Origin of the sequence: Streptomyces sp. NBC_00102, from assembly GCF_026343115.1 — a bacterium.
Classification (GTDB): Bacteria; Actinomycetota; Actinomycetes; order Streptomycetales; family Streptomycetaceae; genus Streptomyces.
The window spans coordinates 5518914-5535382 of sequence record NZ_JAPEMC010000001.1; the positions used below are offsets into that span (position 1 = coordinate 5518914).

Here is a 16469-nt window from a genome sequence, read left to right on the forward strand (position 1 = left end):
GAAGTCAGGATGACCGCAGAAATGAGCCATGCCCCCACGCGCGGCAGATCCCGAGGTGCGCGTCGCCGCCGACTGGTCGGTGCGCTCGCAGCGACCGCGGCGTGGAGTGCCTGCTTCTCCGGGCTGGCTCCGTCCGCCGTGGCCCAGGACGTGCAGGCGAAACAGTGGTACCTGGACGCCATGCAGGCCGAGGAGATGTGGAAGGTCTCCACGGGCAAGGGCATCACGGTCGCCGTCATCGATACCGGCGTGAATCCCGATACGTCGTCGCTGCGGGGCCAGGTCCTCAAAGGCTGGGACGCCACCGAAGCTGAGGGCGACGAGAACGACGACTACGACGGACATGGCACCACCATGGCCGAGCTCATCGCCGGGACGGGCAACGGGGGCGGCCTGAAAGGGCTCGCACCGGATGCGAAGATCATTCCGTACCGGATCTCCGACACGGAGTTCCAGGACAACAATCACGTCAACGCCCACGACAGCGAAGACGCCATCCGAGCTGCTGCCGACACCGACGCGCGGATCATCAGCATGTCCTTCGGCAGCGATTTCCCTGCGGACGAGGAGCGTGAGGCGGCGAAGTACGCCCTGTCCAAGGGAAAGCTGTTCTTCGCCGCAGCGGGTAACGACGGTGACGGGGCCAACGCGGTCCAATACCCGGCGGCATACGACGAGGTCGTCGCAGTCTCCTCGGCTGACAACAAGGGGACGGTGGCCAAGACGTCCCAGCACGGTGGCTTTGTAGACCTCGCCTCACCGGGGGTCAACGTGCCCGACTGGTGCGACAAGACGTTCCAGTCGTACTGCGACAGTGGTGGAACCAGCGCGGCCACCGCCATCGCCTCCGCCTCCGCCGCGCTCGTCTGGTCCGCCCACCCCGACTGGACGGCGAACCAGGTGCTCCGGGTCCTCTTCGACACGGCCGCGCGGGACTGGGCCGACGACGAGACCAGCGCCTACCTCGGGCACGGTCTGATCCGCCCGTCGATGAACCTCCTCAAGCACAAGGGCGACCCGGGCGACCCCGACATCAGCCCGCTCACCGGGAAGAGCACGAGCGCCTCGGCCTCCGGGTCCGGTTCCACCGCCTCGCCCGCCCCCGCGGGCTCCGCTTCCCCCTCCGCGTCTGCTTCAGCTTCGTCACAGCCGCCACAGGGCGAGTCCGGTGACGACGCGGTTGTGGCAGGCTCCAGCGAGCCGGATTCGGGCGGCAACAACCTCGGCCTGATCGCCTGCGCGGTGGTGGCCGTGGTCGTCGTCGGCGCAGGCGCCTTCTACTTCCTCCGCAGGCGCCGCGGCGCCGTCTGACCGGGTGACCGGCCGGACGCGTCGCGGTCACGGCCGTGCGAGCGGCCGACGACCGTGCGCAGGTGCCGGCTCACCCATGAACTTCCGGCGGGAACCTGCCGGCTCGTAAAGAGAACCCGAAAGGAAGCCAGGTCCATGGCAGATCAGAAGGTCACAGCAGAAAGTCTCCTCCAGCTGGAGAACGAACTCTCGACGCGGTACGACTCCGTCAAGAGCCAGCTGAAGACGCTCCAGGCCACGATCGACGGCCTGGAAGGCGCCTGGAAGGGCATCGGCGCCTCCGCCTTCGACAACAAGCAGCGGGAGATCAACGACAGCATGGTGTCGATCGGCATCCGGCTGCAGCACTTCCAGGAGGCCATCAAGGCCGCCCGGACCATCTCCCACAACACCGAAGAAGAGGTCGAGCGGGCTCTCCACGGCATCGACGTGGTGCCGGGCTACACGGGCGGCGCGGGCGCGCCCCCCACGTCGAGCCTCAGCAGCTTCTGACCCCGGCGACTGCCGGCGCCGAGCGGCAGTCGTCCCGCGAACACACCGAATCGGAGGACCACATGTCGAACAACGACGGTACGACCGTTGTCACATATTCCAGCCTTGAGGCGGCCGCTTCCGCCGTCGAGCGGCAGAGCAAGCAGCTCGACGAGGACCTCGCGGCGATCAAGCGCCGGGTCGCCTCCGTCGCCGAGCTCTGGCAGGGCGAGGCCAAGGGCGCGTACGACACCGCCCAGGCCGGCTGGGACAAGGACGCCCGGGCGATCCACGAGTCGCTGGTGTCGATCACCCGCGCCGTGCGCGAGGCCGCGTCCGCGTACCAGGCCGGTGACAAGAAGGCTTCGCAGAACTTCTAGGGGCCTGACCGGTGCGCTGCCGCGGGCGTGACGGCGGCGGGCGCGAAGGACGGGTGTGGGCACGCGCGGGAGGTGCCCACACCCCGTCCCTTCCCCCGGGCTTCCGCGCACGCAAGGGCGGTTCGACGGCGCCCCCTCCACGACAGGATGGGGCGCCGTCGCTGGTCCCCGGACGAGCCTCAGTCCTTGGGCAGCGGAGTGATCGTTCCCAGGGACTGAGGCAACGAGCTCTCCGCGAGACATCCCATGCCCCGCACCAACGTGAGCGCTGCGCCGTACGCCACCCGGACCAGCAGCTCGGTCCGTTCAGGACTGTCGTCGGGGTTCAGCATCGACGTGGTCAACTCCACCTCGAGGAAAATCCCCTCTTCGCCGCCACGGCCCACGGGGCAGCGGAAGGACACCGCTCCCCAACTGTCCGACCCACTCAGGTACGGAGCGCTGTCGTCGTGGACCCCTCGGCCCGTGATGTCGTACACGGAGGCGTTGACGCTGCTGTGCCACTGGCGGTCGTTCGGCTTCGGCCGCGACCAGTGGGCGGAGAGGTTGAAGACGCTCAGGCCTCGCACGTGGAGGGGATCCAAGAGACAGAGGTACAGCCGCTCACTGCTGCCTGGTACCGATTGCTCCAGCCTCCGAGCGGTCTCGGTAACCGACCGGACCTCCGTGAGGTCATACCCCGGGTCTTCGGCGAAACGAGTGGCGCCGGTCAGCCGCTCCAGGGCGGTCGCGCCGTCCCCGCCGAGAAGTCCCGCACAGACCTGCTCGGCCGGCTTCCCCTGTGCCGTCGATCCGGAGGGCGCGGGCGCGTCAGCACCGTCGGACGGGCCGGAACAGGCGCCGAGCAGAGCTGCCAGCATCAGCACGGCCAGAGCGGGGGCGGCCCTTCTCACCATCGTTCTCATGAGCCTGCCCCCGCGGGGGTCGGGAGCTGCCCGACGTTCTCCTGATTCTGACTCCCGCTGCTGTAGCCGAGTTTCTGGGCTTCCGTGAGAGCGTCACTCAGCCTGCGGTAGTCGGCATCCGACCAGGCATCGGACGCGTCGGCCGACGCCAGCAGCGAAAGACCCGGCTGCCAGGACGCCCGATAGCCGCTCGCGTACACCTCGTTCCCCTCCGCGTGGTACTTCTCCGAGTTGTCCCGGTGGTGCGCTTCCGCGTACTCGTCGAGGTTCTTCTCGATCAGGCCGCCCACCACTCCCTCGGTCTGGTCCCCCACGATCGGAACCACCGTCGCGGCCACCCCGGTCGTCGCTTCGGGGGCGAGCGCGAAGAGGCTGCCGGTCACGGCGCCGGAGATCATCTTGTCCCGCTCGATCCGGGCGTCGACCGCGTCGTTGTACTTCTTGTCCGCCTCCATCCCGCCGGCCTTGATCTCCTCCGCCCGCGACCGGTCCAGGACGCCCTGGACCTCGGCGCCGTTGCGCAGGACCGTCTCGGCCTCGCTGGACGAGACGTCGCCGTCGGCCTCGATCGTGGGCGGGTGTTCGTGGAGCAGCGACGTGGTGTACACCTGCTGGGCGGTGCCCAGCGACGCGTAGGCGTCGGGGTCCTGGCCGAGGGTGCTGATGAACTTGGTGAGGCCGAGATCGCTGTTGTCGAAGTGGGCCCGCTCGGCGGACGAGATGCGTCCGCCGTCGTCCATCGCGTACACCGATTTCTCGGCGTTGCCGTCCATGGCCCAGTTGATGTCGTCGATGTAGGCGGCACCGATACTGCCCAGACTGTCGCCGATCCCCTCCTGCTTGGCCAGGAGCTGAGCACCGCTGAGGCCGGTCTGCTTGTCGCCCTTGTACTCGGCGTCCTGCCCGTAGCGCTCCACGACCCGCTGGGCGACGGCGGCGGTCTCGCTGTCGCGGTGCAGCTGCGGCGGGTCGGCGTCGTAAGGGGCGCCCTTGGTCGCCGACTCCAGGGCGTGTCCCAGTGAGTCGTACCCGGCGATGGTCTTGGCGTCGGTCTTCGCGTGGTCCTCGAACCACTCCCGGTCCTCGGTGAGGTAGTCGAAGTTGGTTCCCTCGTCGAAGAAGTCCGTGGAGGCCTCGGCGTTGTGTCCCAGGGCTTCCATGAAGCCCGTCATCGGGTCGGAACCGGCGTCGTTCCCCGCCCCGTAGTGAAGCCGCTCGAAGGCGCCGGAGTGGTTCCACGGGAGGACGTCCTCGCGTGTGGTCCGCCGCTGGAGGCCGCCGACCTCGTCGGAGGTGTTCTCCTTCTCGAACGCGATCAGGCTGTCCCCGTAGCTCTTCAGGAAGTCGTCCTCGTACGCGCCGTTCCTCATCAGGTTGCTCATCACCTGATACCCGTAGACGCGGTCCTGCCCGGGGGTGCCGACATCCTTTCCGCCCGCCACCAGGAGGCCCCTCTGCCACTGCGCCATGTCGTCGCTGCCCGAGTGGGTGGCCGTCGCCAGGGTGGTGCCGAGGTTCGACTCCAGCCCGCCGAGCAGTTTCATCCGGGTCTGCATCTCCTCCGAGAGGCCGCTCCCGGAGCGCGGGTGCACGTAGAACTGCTGGTCGTCGGCGAGGTCGGCGTAGAGCGAGAGGGTCTTCTCCGGGCCGAGACCGGTCGCGAAGCGCTCGGCGAACAGGGAATCGTTCTTGTTCTCCTTCATGAGCGCGATGAGCCGGGTGAGTTCCGCGTTCGACATGCCGGAGCCCTTGGAGTAGAGCGCGGCAGCCTCCTTGGCGTCCTTGAGGGCTTTGGCGGCGGAGTCGCGGTCCTGGTAACCGGCGTCGGAGAAGCCGTACTTCGCCTGGTCCACGAGGAGCCGGAGCGTCTCGTCCGCGGTGGCGTCGCTCTCGGTGGCCTTGGTCAGGATGGACTGGACCTCGTCGCGCAGGCGGTCCACGTCCTGCTGGCTGTGCTCGGGCACCTGGGTTCCGGCGGCGGCGCGGTCCGGGTGGATGTTCATGTCGACGGCGAACGTGCCCTTCCCGGTGTCCCTGACCGTGAGGTTCTTCGCCACCCCGCGCTCGATCGCGGAGTTGAGCTGCCCCCGGTAGGAGACGAGTTCACCGCGGGTGTCGCCGAGGATGGCGGCGATGCTGCTCGCCTGGGTGTGCGCGTCGGTGAACTCCGCGGCGGTCTTCGTGACGAAGTCGCGAGTGACGTTGGCGTTGAGGCCTGCCCAGTCGGCCTTCACCGCCGTTGCCTTCAGACCGTCCTGGACCTCGCCCTGAAGCGTCTTCAGGTTCTTGACCAGCCGTTCCCAGTCCGAGAGGGCACTGTCGAGCGCGGAGAAGTTGCCGAAACGCAGTGCGTCGAGGTCCATCAGCGTTCCGCCCGTCGGCCGGATATCGCGTCGAGCCGGGACGTCGGGCCGACGGCCGGCCGGACGCGGATCCCGCACCTGGCGCGCGAGGCCCCGGTGACCGTGCCGGGTGTCACCGGACGGAAACGGCGTCCGCGACACCCGGACTCCGGTGCCGGAAGTCTCCTCCGTCTGTGTGCCGCATGCCGGTCGGCCGCATCCGACGTCCATGGTTCCCATTCGTTCCACGCCACTTGCCGGGTACCTTTCCCGTCGCTCACCGCGCGCACGTGGGCGCGGGAGACCCTGGTGAACACTGTCCGTACCTGTCGCGCATGTCGCTGCGGGGAATGCCGTGCACATCGGCGTGCGGACCGGATGCCCGGCACATCGTCCCCGCGCGCGTCCCCGGCCCGTGGCGCGCTCGGGCGACGGTCGCCGTTCGTCCGCCTGGACGGGACCGAACGGCGATCACATGTTCGCGCGTGCAGATGTGTTCGTTCGTACGGCTCCCGAGCGTACGGCGGGACGGCCATTTCATGGGTGCGAATGCGCCACGCCGCGGAGGAATGGCGGGAAGGGGGCGGCAGGGTATGGCAGGCCTCTCCGGATTTCCGGAGAGCGGGGGTTACGCATCGGAAAGGGATTGCCCGTCGGAGCCGCGGGCCCGTGTTCCGACCGGGCCCCGGACGGCCGCAAAGAAATCCGTACAAGCCCCCGGTAGGAAAAGCGTGCAGCCCGGCCGGCAAAGCGCAATTGGCCCGGGGAACGCAGCCGGCCCGGGGAACGCAGCCGGCCCGGGGAACGCGGCCGGCCCGGAGAACGCAGCCGGGCCGGGCGCCCCCGAAAAGGGGCCCCGGCCCGGCCTCGTGCGGTACTGCTCGGGGACTACCGCTCCCCGTCCACCAGCCCCGTCTGCACCAGCGGGTTGCCCCGGCGGCGGGAGACGAACACGCCCCGGCCCGCGGGCATCGGACGCGGGCGGACGTTGCCCATGATGTCGCCCTCGTTCGGGTCACCGGACAGCAGCAGCCCCTGGGCGCCCAGTTCGGTCATCCGCTGGATGAACGGTTCGTACGCGGCCCGCCCCGCGCCCGCCGAATTGCGGGCGATGATGAAGCGCACGCCCACGTCCCGGGCGAACGGCAGCAGTTCGGTCAGCCTGCCCAGCGGGTTGCCGCTCGACGTGGAGACCAGGTCGTAGTCGTCGACGAGGACGTAGACCGTCGGGCCCCGCCACCAGCTGCGGTCCCGCAGCTCCTGCGCGGTGACCGTCGCCGACGGGGTGCGCCGCTGCATGAGGTCGTAGAGCGCCTCCATGTGGTGCTCCATGTTGTTGGACATGGGCACGTACTCCGCCAGGTGGGTCGGCGGGGTGACGTCCAGCAGCGAACGCCGGTTGTCGATCACGAAGAGCTTGCAGACGTCGCCGGAGTAGCGCTCCGTCAGCTGCTTGATGATCAGGCGCATCAGGTTGGACTTGCCGGACTCGCTCTCCCCGAACACCATCAGGAACGGGTCGTGCTCGAAGTCGAGGAAGACCGGCTCCAGGTTGTTCTCGTCGATGCCGAACGCGATGCCGCGCTCCGGGTGCGCGTGACCCGGCGGCAGCGCCGAGGCGGGCAGCTCGCGCGGCAGCAGGCGTACGGCCGGAGCCGGGGACGCCGTCCAGTGGCGGGCGACCTCCTGGTTCATCGCGGTGGTCGCCTCGGAGAGGTCGCTGTCGGAGTTGATGCTGTCGATGCGCGGCACCGCCGCCATGAAGTGCAGCTTCTCCGGCGTCAGACCCCGGCCCGGCACCCCGGCCGGCACGTTGACGGCCGCCTTGCGGTCCAGCTCGGAGTCCATGACGTCACCGAGCCGCAGCTCCAGCCGGTTCATCAGGTGGTCCTTGAGGTTGGCCCGCACCTCCATGGACCGCGAGGCGGTGACGATCAGGTGGATGCCGTACCCGAGACCGCGGCCCGCGATGTCGACGACGGCCGCCTCCAGGCCCTCGTAGTCACTGCGGAAGTTGCCCCAGCCGTCGATGATCAGGAAGACGTCGCCCCACGGCTGGTCCTCCACCGACACCTGGCCGCGCTCGCGCATCCTGCGGAAGGTCGCGATCGAGTCGATCCCCGCGCTGCGGAAGTACTCCTCGCGCCGCGTCAGGATGCCGTACACCTCGGCGACCGTACGCCGCACCCGCTCGGGGTCCAGACGCGACGCGATGCCGCCGACGTGCGGGAGACCGCTGACCGACGACAGACCGCCACCGCCGAAGTCCAGTCCGTAGAACTGCACCTCGTGCGGGGTGTGGGTGAGCGCGAAGCCCGCGATGAGCGTCCGCAGCAGCGTCGACTTCCCCGACTGCGGACCACCGGTGATCTGCATGTGGCCGGCGGCACCGGAGAAGTCCCGGTACAGCGTGTCGCGCCGCTGCTCGTACGGCTTGTCGACCACGCCGAGCGGGACGACCAGGCGCCCAGCGCCCTCGAACCCCGGCTGGGTCAGGCCGCGTCCCTGCACCGGCGCGAGGCCGGGCAGCAGCTCGTCCAGCGACGGCGGGTTGTCCAGCGGCGGCAGCCACACCTGGTGCGCCGAGGCCCCGCGCCCCTCCAGCCGGCGCACGATCACGTCCAGCACCGTGTCCGCGAGCGCGTCGTCCTCGGCCTTGCGGGCCTCGGGCACCTCCGGCTGCGGCTCCGGTTCCACGTACCGCACCGCGACCGGCGCCGCCGTGAACACGACCGGCCTGCGGTCCACCGGCAGCGGCCCGCCGGGCATCGACGCCCGCTCCGCACCCGAGCGGTAGACCCCGGAGACGTACGCCGCCTTGAAGCGCACCATCTCGTCGGTGCCGTACTTCAGATAGCCGGAACCCGGCACGTTCGGCAGGTGGTAGGCGTCCGGTACGCCGAGCGCCGCCCGGGACTCGCCGGCCGAGAAGGTCCGCAGACCGATCCGGTACGACAAGTACGTCTCCAGACCGCGCAGCCGGCCCTCCTCCAGACGCTGCGAGGCCAGCAGCAGGTGTACGCCGAGCGACCGGCCGATACGGCCGATCTGCACGAACATCTCGATGAAGTCCGGCTTGGCGGTGAGCAGTTCGCTGAACTCGTCGATCACCAGCACCAGCGAGGGGATCGGCAGCAGCGGGGCGCCGGCGGCACGCGCCTTCTCGTAGTCGTGGATGTTGGCGTAGTTCCCGGCGTCGCGGAGCATCTCCTGCCGCCGGTTCAGCTCGCCGCGGATGGAGTCGCCCATGCGGTCCACCAGCGTCAGGTCGTCCGCGAGGTTGGTGATCACGGCGGCGACGTGCGGCATCTGCGCCATCCCGGCGAAGGTGGCACCGCCCTTGAAGTCGGCGAGGACGAAGTTCAGCGTCTCCGACGAATGCGTGACGGCGAGCCCCAGCACCAGCGTGCGCAGCAGCTCCGACTTGCCGGAACCCGTCGCGCCCACGCACAGGCCGTGCGGACCCATGCCCTCCTGCGCGGCCTCCTTGAGGTCGAGCATGACCGGGGAGCCGTCCTCGCCGACACCGATCGGGACGCGCAGCCGCTCCGCCTGCGAGCGGGGGCGCCAGGTCCTGGAGACGTCCACCGAGGAGGCGTCCCCGAGGTTCAGCAGATCGGTGAACTCCAGGTTGGCGAGCAGCGGCTCGTCGTCGTCCCCGCCCGCCGCCACGTTCAACGGGGCCAGCTGGCGGGCCAGCGCCTCCGCGGCCTCGTAACTCAGCAGGTCCGGCTGGCCCTCGTAGACCAGCCCGTGGCCCGACTCCAGCTGGAGCGACTGGGGGTGGACCGTCACCGAGAGCCCACCGCGGGCGCCGGTCACCTCACCCGGGACGACCTCGATGACCGTGACGCCCTGGACGCCCTCGGGGGAGGCCAGCACCGACATCGGCGGAACCGACTCGCCGTCGAGCACCACCACGATGTGCTGCTGGTCCATCAGCGGCTGCCCGCCCGCCTGGAAGCGGGGGCGTCCTTCGAGACGGCCGCCGAGCAGCTCCTCCAGCTCCGAGGAGCTCGTCGAGATGAGCCTGCGGCTGCCCGCCCCGTCCGTGGAACCGGCCAGCTGCACGTGCGGGAGCCACTTCGCCCACTCCCAGTGGTGGGACGACTGCCGGTCCGCCGCGATGGCGATGACCAGGTCCTCGGGGGAGTGCAACGAGGCCAGCGAACCGATCAGCGCGCGGGCGGAGGAGCGCACGGACTCCGGATCGCCGCTGACCGTCACGTGGTAGAAGGCGCGGAGCGAGACGGCCATCGGCAGTCCGTCCAGCGACGAATGGGTGTTGAGGAACTGCTGCATCGCCCCGGCGGTCAGCGGCTCCAGCTCGTCCACCGGCGCGGTCTGCGGCGGGACGAGCGGGGTGGCCAGCTCCTGGTTCCCCAGGCCGATGCGGACCTGCCCGAAGTCGACGTCGGCGACTCGGCGCTCCCAGACCCTGCTGCCCTCGGCGACCAGCGCCCACAGCTGCTCGGGGGACGGGTGCAGATAGAACTGGGCGTCACGTTGGAGACGCGCCGTCCGCAGCACCTCGCGACGGGTCTGCGTCAGGTACTTCAGGTAGTCGCGCCGCATGTCGGCGAGCTGCCCCTGCGCACCGCGCCGGTGACGGACCAGCGCCGAGATCGCCATGGCGACCGTCGACGCGACCATCACCATGCCCATGATCCGCATGATCGGGTTCGGCGTGATGAAGAAGAAGACGACCGAACCGCCCATGCCGAGCATCGGCAGCAGCTGCATCATCGCACCCTCCTGCTGCCCGCGCGGCAGCTCCGGAGGAGGTTGCAACTGCACCTCCGCGTCCGGCACTTCGGAGGGCAGCGCGCGCGGAGGGCGCTTGACGACGATGTGGCTCACGGCTCACCAATTCCCTTGCCGGACAGATCTGTTCCTCTCGACGCCCCCGTGGCGACGGGCTCCGCCCGGGCCAGGATCCTACTGACGGACCGGCCGGACGGAGAGCGGTAGGGTAGCGCGACGCGTGTACGCACCCGCGAACTACCGCCAAAAAACCGGTCATTCGGGGCGGGGTGCGAGGGCTCGCGTCCCAGTGGAGAGACACGGCAGCGCAGTCCCGGCGGAGAGACGGTTCTCCGCGGGAAAACATGGCAATGAGGGGGAGCAACAGGTGACCACGACGGCCCGAGCGGCGACCACCGGACCCGGCCGGACCGGCCCCGGGATTCCGGCCGGCAACGGAACCGGATTCTGCAGGGTGACCGTCGTCGCGCCCGACAGCCGCGTCGACGTCGCCCTGCCCGAGGACGTCCCCCTCGCGGACCTCTACCCGGAGGTCCTGCGGCTCTCCGGCCAGAGCCCCGCCGAGGGAGCACCCGTCGGCTACCACCTCGTACGCCGCGACGGCACCGTGCTCGACAGCGGGCGCACCCTGTCCGCCCAGCGCATCCTCGACGGCGAGCTCCTCTCGCTCCGCCCGTTCTCCGAATCGCTGCCGCCCGCCGTGTTCGACGACGTCTCCGACGCCGTCGCGTCCGCGGTGGCCCGCGACCGCGCCCTCTGGGGCGACGCCCTGATGCGCGGCTCCGGTCTGTTCGGCGGCTCCGTCCTGCTCGCCCTCCTCGGCTTCGTCCTCTGGACCTCCGACCCGCTGCACGACATGCACGGCCTGCCCGGCGTCATCGCCGCGGTCGCCGCCGTCCTGCTGCTCGCCGTCGCCGGAGTACGCGCCCGGGTGTACGAGGACCGCGGATCCGCCATCGCCCTCGGCATCGGCGCCCTGGTCAACGGCGCGGTCGCCGGGTCCGGGCTGCTGCCGCTGGGCGCCGGCGAGGGGATCGGCCGCCTCCAGTTCCTGCTGGCCTGCGTCGCCGTGCTCGTCGTCTCGGTGATCCTGGTGATCGTCGCCCCCACCGGCGACGGCCCCTTCGTCGCGTTCGTCTTCGCCTCGGCCGTCGGCGTACTCGTCACCTTCGCCGCGATCCTCACCGACCTGGAGCCCACCGAGACCGCCGCGGTCTGCGCCCCGCTCTCCGTCGGAGCCCTCGGCTTCCTGCCCGGCCTCTCCACCCGCTTCGCCCGCCTCCCCATCGGCTTCGAGCCGCCCCGCACCACCAGCGGCGACTACGGGAGCGCCGAGCGCACCCCGCAGGGACCGGTCGACGCGGTCAGGATCGCCGCCCAGGCCCGCCGCGGCCACGAACTGTTGCTCGGCCTGGCCGGCGGCTGCGCCATGGTGGCCGTCGCCGGAGCGGCCGTCCTCGGCTTCTCGGCGGACATCTACGGACAGCTGCTGGCGCTGGCCACCGGCTGCGCCATGCTGATGCGCGCCCACCTCTTCCGCTACACCGCCCAGGTCGCCTGCGCGCTGGCCGCGGGCCTCGCCGCGTTGGTCCTGCTCGGCCTCGGCCTCTGCCTGAACCCCCCGGTGGAGATCATGATCGACGCCCTGCGCGGAGACCGGGCGGCGCTCGACATCCGTACGATCTGGCTCACCGCGGCCGTCGCCGCGACCGCCGCGGTGATCACCGCCATAGCGCTCGTCGTCCCCCGCAAGGGCGTCACCCCGTTCTGGGGCCGCTTCCTGGAGATCGCCGAGGCGTTCGTCCTGCTCACGCTCCTGCCGCTCTGCCTCGCCGTCTTCGACGTCTACACCTCGATCAGGTCCCTCAGCAGCTGAATCCCGCGCCCCCGCCGGTACGACCCCGAGCACGAGGGGGCCGTCGGCGGGGGCGCTGCCGTGCGGCTGGTAGTCTGTGCGGTGGCCGTTTGTGTACGCGTCCCCGGTTTCTTTCTGGGGACAGCGCCCATCGGACCTTCGCCTCCGAGTCACGGAAGCTCCCCTGAGATCAAGACCAGGGGCACTCGTGGGCGCATCGAACATCAAGAGGAGTACGCGTGCCGCTCGACGCCGCTACGAAGAAGCAGATCATGTCCGAGTTCGCCCAGAAGGAGGGTGACACCGGTTCCCCCGAGGTTCAGGTCGCCATGCTCTCCCGCCGGATCTCGGACCTGACGGAGCACCTCAAGACGCACAAGCACGACCACCACTCCCGTCGTGGTCTGCTGATCCTGGTCGGCCAGCGTCGCCGCCTCCTGCAGTACCTGGCCAAGAAGGACATCCAGCGCTTCCGCGCCCTCGTCGACCGCCTCGGCATCCGCCGCGGTGCGGCCGGCGGCGCCAAGTAAGCACGCTGTGAGAGGGAGCGGTGCCCACTTCCCGGGGGCCGCTCCCTTTGCCGTACGTGCACCACGTGCGGTACCGGGGGCAACCTCAGTAACCTGGACGTGAGCACCACCGCAGGTAAGCACCACCGCACGACGCGACACAACTGAACGCACGAGGAGAAGCGCACTCCCGCCGCCGCCGGTCCTCGGTAGTGGCACCCGGGAAAGAACGCCCGGGGGCTTCGATCGAAGACCGGCCCGCACATCAGGTGCGCTTCTCCACGCACCGTCCTCCGCCACACGGGCGTGAGGACGAAAGACGACGAGTATGGAGAAATCACTAGTGGAGAACGAGACCCACTACGCCGAAGCCGTGATCGACAACGGCACCTTCGGCACCCGCACCATCCGCTTCGAGACGGGCCGCCTGGCCAAGCAGGCCGCCGGCTCCGCCGTCGCGTACCTGGACGACGACACCATGGTGCTGTCGGCCACCACCGCTTCCAAGCGGCCCAAGGACCAGCTCGACTTCTTCCCCCTCACGGTGGACGTCGAGGAGCGGCAGTACGCCGCCGGCAAGATCCCCGGCTCCTTCTTCCGCCGCGAGGGACGCCCCTCCGAGGACGCGATCCTCACCTGCCGGCTGATCGACCGGCCGCTGCGCCCCTCCTTCAAGAAGGGCCTGCGCAACGAGATCCAGATCGTCGAGACGATCATGGCGCTCAACCCCGACCACCTGTACGACGTGGTCGCGATCAACGCCGCCTCCTGCTCCACGCAGCTGGCCGGCCTGCCCTTCTCCGGCCCGATCGGCGGCACCCGTGTCGCGCTGATCAAGGGCCAGTGGGTCGCCTTCCCGACGCACACCGAGCTCGAGGACGCCGTCTTCGACATGGTCGTCGCCGGTCGCGTCCTGGAGGACGGCGACGTCGCGATCATGATGGTCGAGGCCGAGGCCACCGAGAAGACCGTCCAGCTGGTCAAGGACGGCGCCGAGGCCCCCACCGAGGAGGTCGTGGCAGCCGGTCTGGAGGCCGCGAAGCCCTTCATCAAGGCCCTCTGCAAGGCGCAGGCCGAGCTGGCCGCCAAGGCCGCCAAGCCGGTCGGCGACTTCCCGGTCTTCCTGGACTACCAGGACGACGTCCTGGAGGCCCTCACCAAGGCCGTCTCCACCGAGCTCGCCAAGGCGCTCACCATCGCCGGCAAGCAGGACCGCGAGGCGGAGCTCGACCGCATCAAGGACATCGCGGCCGAGAAGCTCCTCCCGGCCTTCGAGGGCCGCGAGAAGGAGATCTCCGGTGCCTACCGCGCGCTGACCAAGAAGCTGGTCCGCGAGCGCGTCATCAAGGACAAGGTCCGCATCGACGGCCGTGGCGTCACGGACATCCGTACGCTCGCCGCCGAGGTCGAGGCCATCCCGCGCGTGCACGGCTCGGCGCTGTTCGAGCGTGGCGAGACCCAGATCCTGGGCGTCACCACCCTCAACATGCTCCGCATGGAGCAGCAGCTGGACACCCTCTCCCCGGTGACCCGCAAGCGCTACATGCACAACTACAACTTCCCGCCGTACTCGGTCGGCGAGACCGGCCGCGTGGGCTCGCCCAAGCGCCGCGAGATCGGCCACGGCGCTCTCGCCGAGCGCGCCATCGTCCCGGTCCTGCCGTCGCGCGAGGAGTTCCCCTACGCGATCCGCCAGGTCTCCGAGGCGCTGGGCTCCAACGGCTCCACGTCGATGGGCTCGGTCTGCGCCTCGACCATGTCGCTGCTGAACGCCGGTGTGCCCCTCAAGGCCGCCGTCGCCGGTATCGCCATGGGCCTCATCTCCCAGGAGATCGACGGCAAGACCCACTACGTCGCCCTCACCGACATCCTCGGTGCGGAGGACGCCTTCGGCGACATGGACTTCAAGGTCGCCGGCACCAAGCAGTTCGTGACCGCGCTCCAGCTCGACACCAAGCTCGACGGCATCCCCGCCTCGGTCCTGGCCGCCGCGCTGAAGCAGGCCCGTGACGCCCGTCTGCACATCCTGGACGTCATGAACGAGGCCATCGACGTCCCGGACGAGATGTCCCCGAACGCCCCGCGGATCATCACCGTCAAGATCCCGGTGGACAAGATCGGTGAGGTCATCGGCCCCAAGGGCAAGATGATCAACCAGATCCAGGAGGACACCGGCGCCGACATCACGATCGAGGACGACGGCACCATCTACATCGGTGCCCAGCAGGGCTCGCAGGCCGAGGCCGCCCGCGCCACGATCAACGCCATCGCCAACCCGACCATGCCGGAGGTCGGCGAGCGCTACCTGGGTACGGTCGTCAAGACCACCACCTTCGGTGCCTTCGTCTCCCTCATGCCCGGCAAGGACGGTCTGCTGCACATCTCGCAGATCCGCAAGCTCGCCGGTGGCAAGCGCGTGGAGAACGTCGAGGACGTGCTCGCCGTCGGCTCCAAGGTCCAGGTCGAGATCGCCGAGATCGACTCCCGCGGCAAGCTCTCGCTGATCCCGGTCGTCGAGGGTGAAGAAGAAGAGAAGGACGACGCCTCCAAGTGACGTCCCGTAGTTCCGTGACGACGGCCCGCGCCTCTTCGAAGGCGCGGGCCGTCGCCCGTACCCAAACGCTTCTCAAGGGCACCAACGGCATCGGTACGGTCCGCCGTACGGTGCTCCCCGGCGGTCTCCGTGTCGTCACCGAGACCCTGCCCTCCGTACGCTCCGCCACCTTCGGGATCTGGGCCAACGTCGGCTCGCGCGACGAGACCCCGGCCCTGAACGGCGCGACCCACTACCTCGAACACCTCCTCTTCAAGGGCACCGGCAAGCGCAGCGCCCTGGACATCTCCTCCGCGATCGACGCGGTCGGCGGCGAGATGAACGCCTTCACGGCGAAGGAGTACACCTGCTACTACGCGCGGGTCCTCGACACGGACCTGCCGCTCGCCATCGACGTCGTCTGCGACATGCTGACCGGCTCGCTGATCAGGGCGGAGGACGTCGACGCCGAGCGCGGAGTCATCCTCGAAGAGATCGCGATGACCGAGGACGACCCCGGCGACTGCGTGCACGACCTGTTCGCGCACACGATGTTCGGCGACACCCCCCTCGGCCGCCCGGTCCTCGGCACCGTCGACACGATCAACGCGCTGGACCGCGGGCAGATCGCCCGCTTCTACAAGAAGCACTACGACCCCAGGCACCTGGTCGTCGCCGCCGCCGGCAACGTCGACCACGCCACGGTCGTACGCCAGGTCCGCAAGGCCTTCGACCGGGCCGGCGCGCTCTCGAACACCGACGCCCAGCCGATGGCCCCCCGCGACGGCTCCCGCGTCCTGCGCACCGCCGGCAAGATCGAGGTCGTGAACCGCAAGACCGAGCAGGCGCACGTCGTCCTCGGGATGCCGGGCCTCGCCCGTACCGACGAACGCCGCTGGGCGCTCGGCGTGCTCAACACCGCTCTCGGCGGCGGCATGAGCTCGCGCCTCTTCCAGGAGGTCCGCGAGAAGCGCGGCCTGGCGTACAGCGTGTACTCGTACACCTCGGGCTTCGCCGACTGCGGACTCTTCGGGGTCTACGCGGGCTGCCGCCCGAGCCAGGTGCACGACGTGCTCAAGATCTGCCGCGACGAGCTCGACCGGGTCGCGTCCGACGGCCTCGACGACGACGAGATCACCCGGGCCATCGGGCAGCTCTCCGGCTCGACCGTCCTCGGCCTGGAGGACACCGGCGCCCTGATGAACCGCATCGGCAAGAGCGAGCTCTGCTGGGGCGAGCAGATGTCGGTCGACGCGATGCTGGCGGAGATCGCGGCGGTCACGCCCGACGACGTCCGCGCGGTCGCCGCCGAACTGCTCGGACAGCGCCCCTCGCTCTCCGTCATCGGCCCGCTCAAGGACAAGCAGGCGGACCGCCTCCACGAGGCCGTGTCCTAGGA

The 16469-nt window shown here is 69.8% G+C and carries 10 protein-coding genes; 7 read left to right on the forward strand and 3 right to left on the reverse strand.

Features of this window, described 5'->3' with window-relative positions:
* The first annotated feature begins 9 nt into the window (after positions 1–9).
* The 3 genes from OHA55_RS24645 to OHA55_RS24655 all read left to right on the forward strand — a co-directional run bounded on the left by OHA55_RS24645 (position 10) and on the right by OHA55_RS24655 (position 2162).
* Positions 10–1311, forward strand: coding sequence for a S8 family serine peptidase (locus tag OHA55_RS24645; protein ID WP_266709834.1), 1302 nt, complete (start codon positions 10–12; stop codon positions 1309–1311).
* Positions 1312–1446: 135 nt separating this feature from the next.
* Entirely contained in the window at positions 1447–1803 is a 357-nt protein-coding gene (locus OHA55_RS24650; protein WP_266709835.1) for a WXG100 family type VII secretion target, read from the forward strand.
* Positions 1804–1865: 62 nt separating this feature from the next.
* Positions 1866–2162, forward strand: a complete 297-nt coding sequence (locus OHA55_RS24655) for a WXG100 family type VII secretion target (protein ID WP_266709836.1) — start codon at positions 1866–1868, stop codon at positions 2160–2162.
* A 179-nt stretch (positions 2163–2341) separates the two neighbouring features.
* Here OHA55_RS24655 and OHA55_RS24660 read toward each other — a convergent pair whose 3' ends face one another.
* The 3 genes from OHA55_RS24660 to eccCa all read right to left on the reverse strand — a co-directional run bounded on the left by OHA55_RS24660 (position 2342) and on the right by eccCa (position 10269).
* Positions 2342–3067 carry a hypothetical protein gene (locus tag OHA55_RS24660; protein WP_266709837.1) on the reverse strand — a complete coding sequence of 242 codons (726 nt, stop codon included), beginning with the start codon at positions 3065–3067 and terminating at the stop codon, positions 2342–2344.
* Positions 3064–5430 (reverse strand): DUF6571 family protein, encoded by a 2367-nt coding sequence (locus OHA55_RS24665; RefSeq protein WP_266709838.1) that lies wholly within the window; start codon positions 5428–5430, stop codon positions 3064–3066. Before OHA55_RS24665 ends, OHA55_RS24660 begins: the two co-directional genes overlap by 4 nt.
* Before the next feature lie 867 nt (positions 5431–6297).
* Positions 6298–10269: a type VII secretion protein EccCa gene (gene eccCa, locus OHA55_RS24670; protein ID WP_266709839.1), complete on the reverse strand. Its 3972-nt coding sequence runs from the start codon at positions 10267–10269 to the stop codon at positions 6298–6300.
* A gap of 271 nt (positions 10270–10540) precedes the next feature.
* On the opposite strand from eccCa, the gene eccD reads away from it, so the two are divergent.
* The 4 genes from eccD to OHA55_RS24690 all read left to right on the forward strand — a co-directional run bounded on the left by eccD (position 10541) and on the right by OHA55_RS24690 (position 16467).
* Positions 10541–12049: a type VII secretion integral membrane protein EccD gene (gene eccD / locus OHA55_RS24675; RefSeq protein ID WP_266709840.1), complete on the forward strand. Its 1509-nt coding sequence runs from the start codon at positions 10541–10543 to the stop codon at positions 12047–12049.
* A gap of 218 nt (positions 12050–12267) precedes the next feature.
* On the forward strand, positions 12268–12558 hold the full coding sequence (gene rpsO, locus OHA55_RS24680) for a 30S ribosomal protein S15 (protein ID WP_003965855.1): 291 nt from the start codon (positions 12268–12270) through the stop codon (positions 12556–12558).
* Positions 12559–12880: 322 nt separating this feature from the next.
* Complete coding sequence (locus OHA55_RS24685) at positions 12881–15091, forward strand: polyribonucleotide nucleotidyltransferase (RefSeq protein WP_266711119.1); 2211 nt, start codon at positions 12881–12883, stop codon at positions 15089–15091.
* Entirely contained in the window at positions 15088–16467 is a 1380-nt protein-coding gene (locus OHA55_RS24690) for a pitrilysin family protein (protein ID WP_266709841.1), read from the forward strand. The genes OHA55_RS24685 and OHA55_RS24690 overlap by 4 nt, the downstream gene beginning before the upstream one ends.
* The last annotated feature ends 2 nt before the right edge of the window (positions 16468–16469 follow it).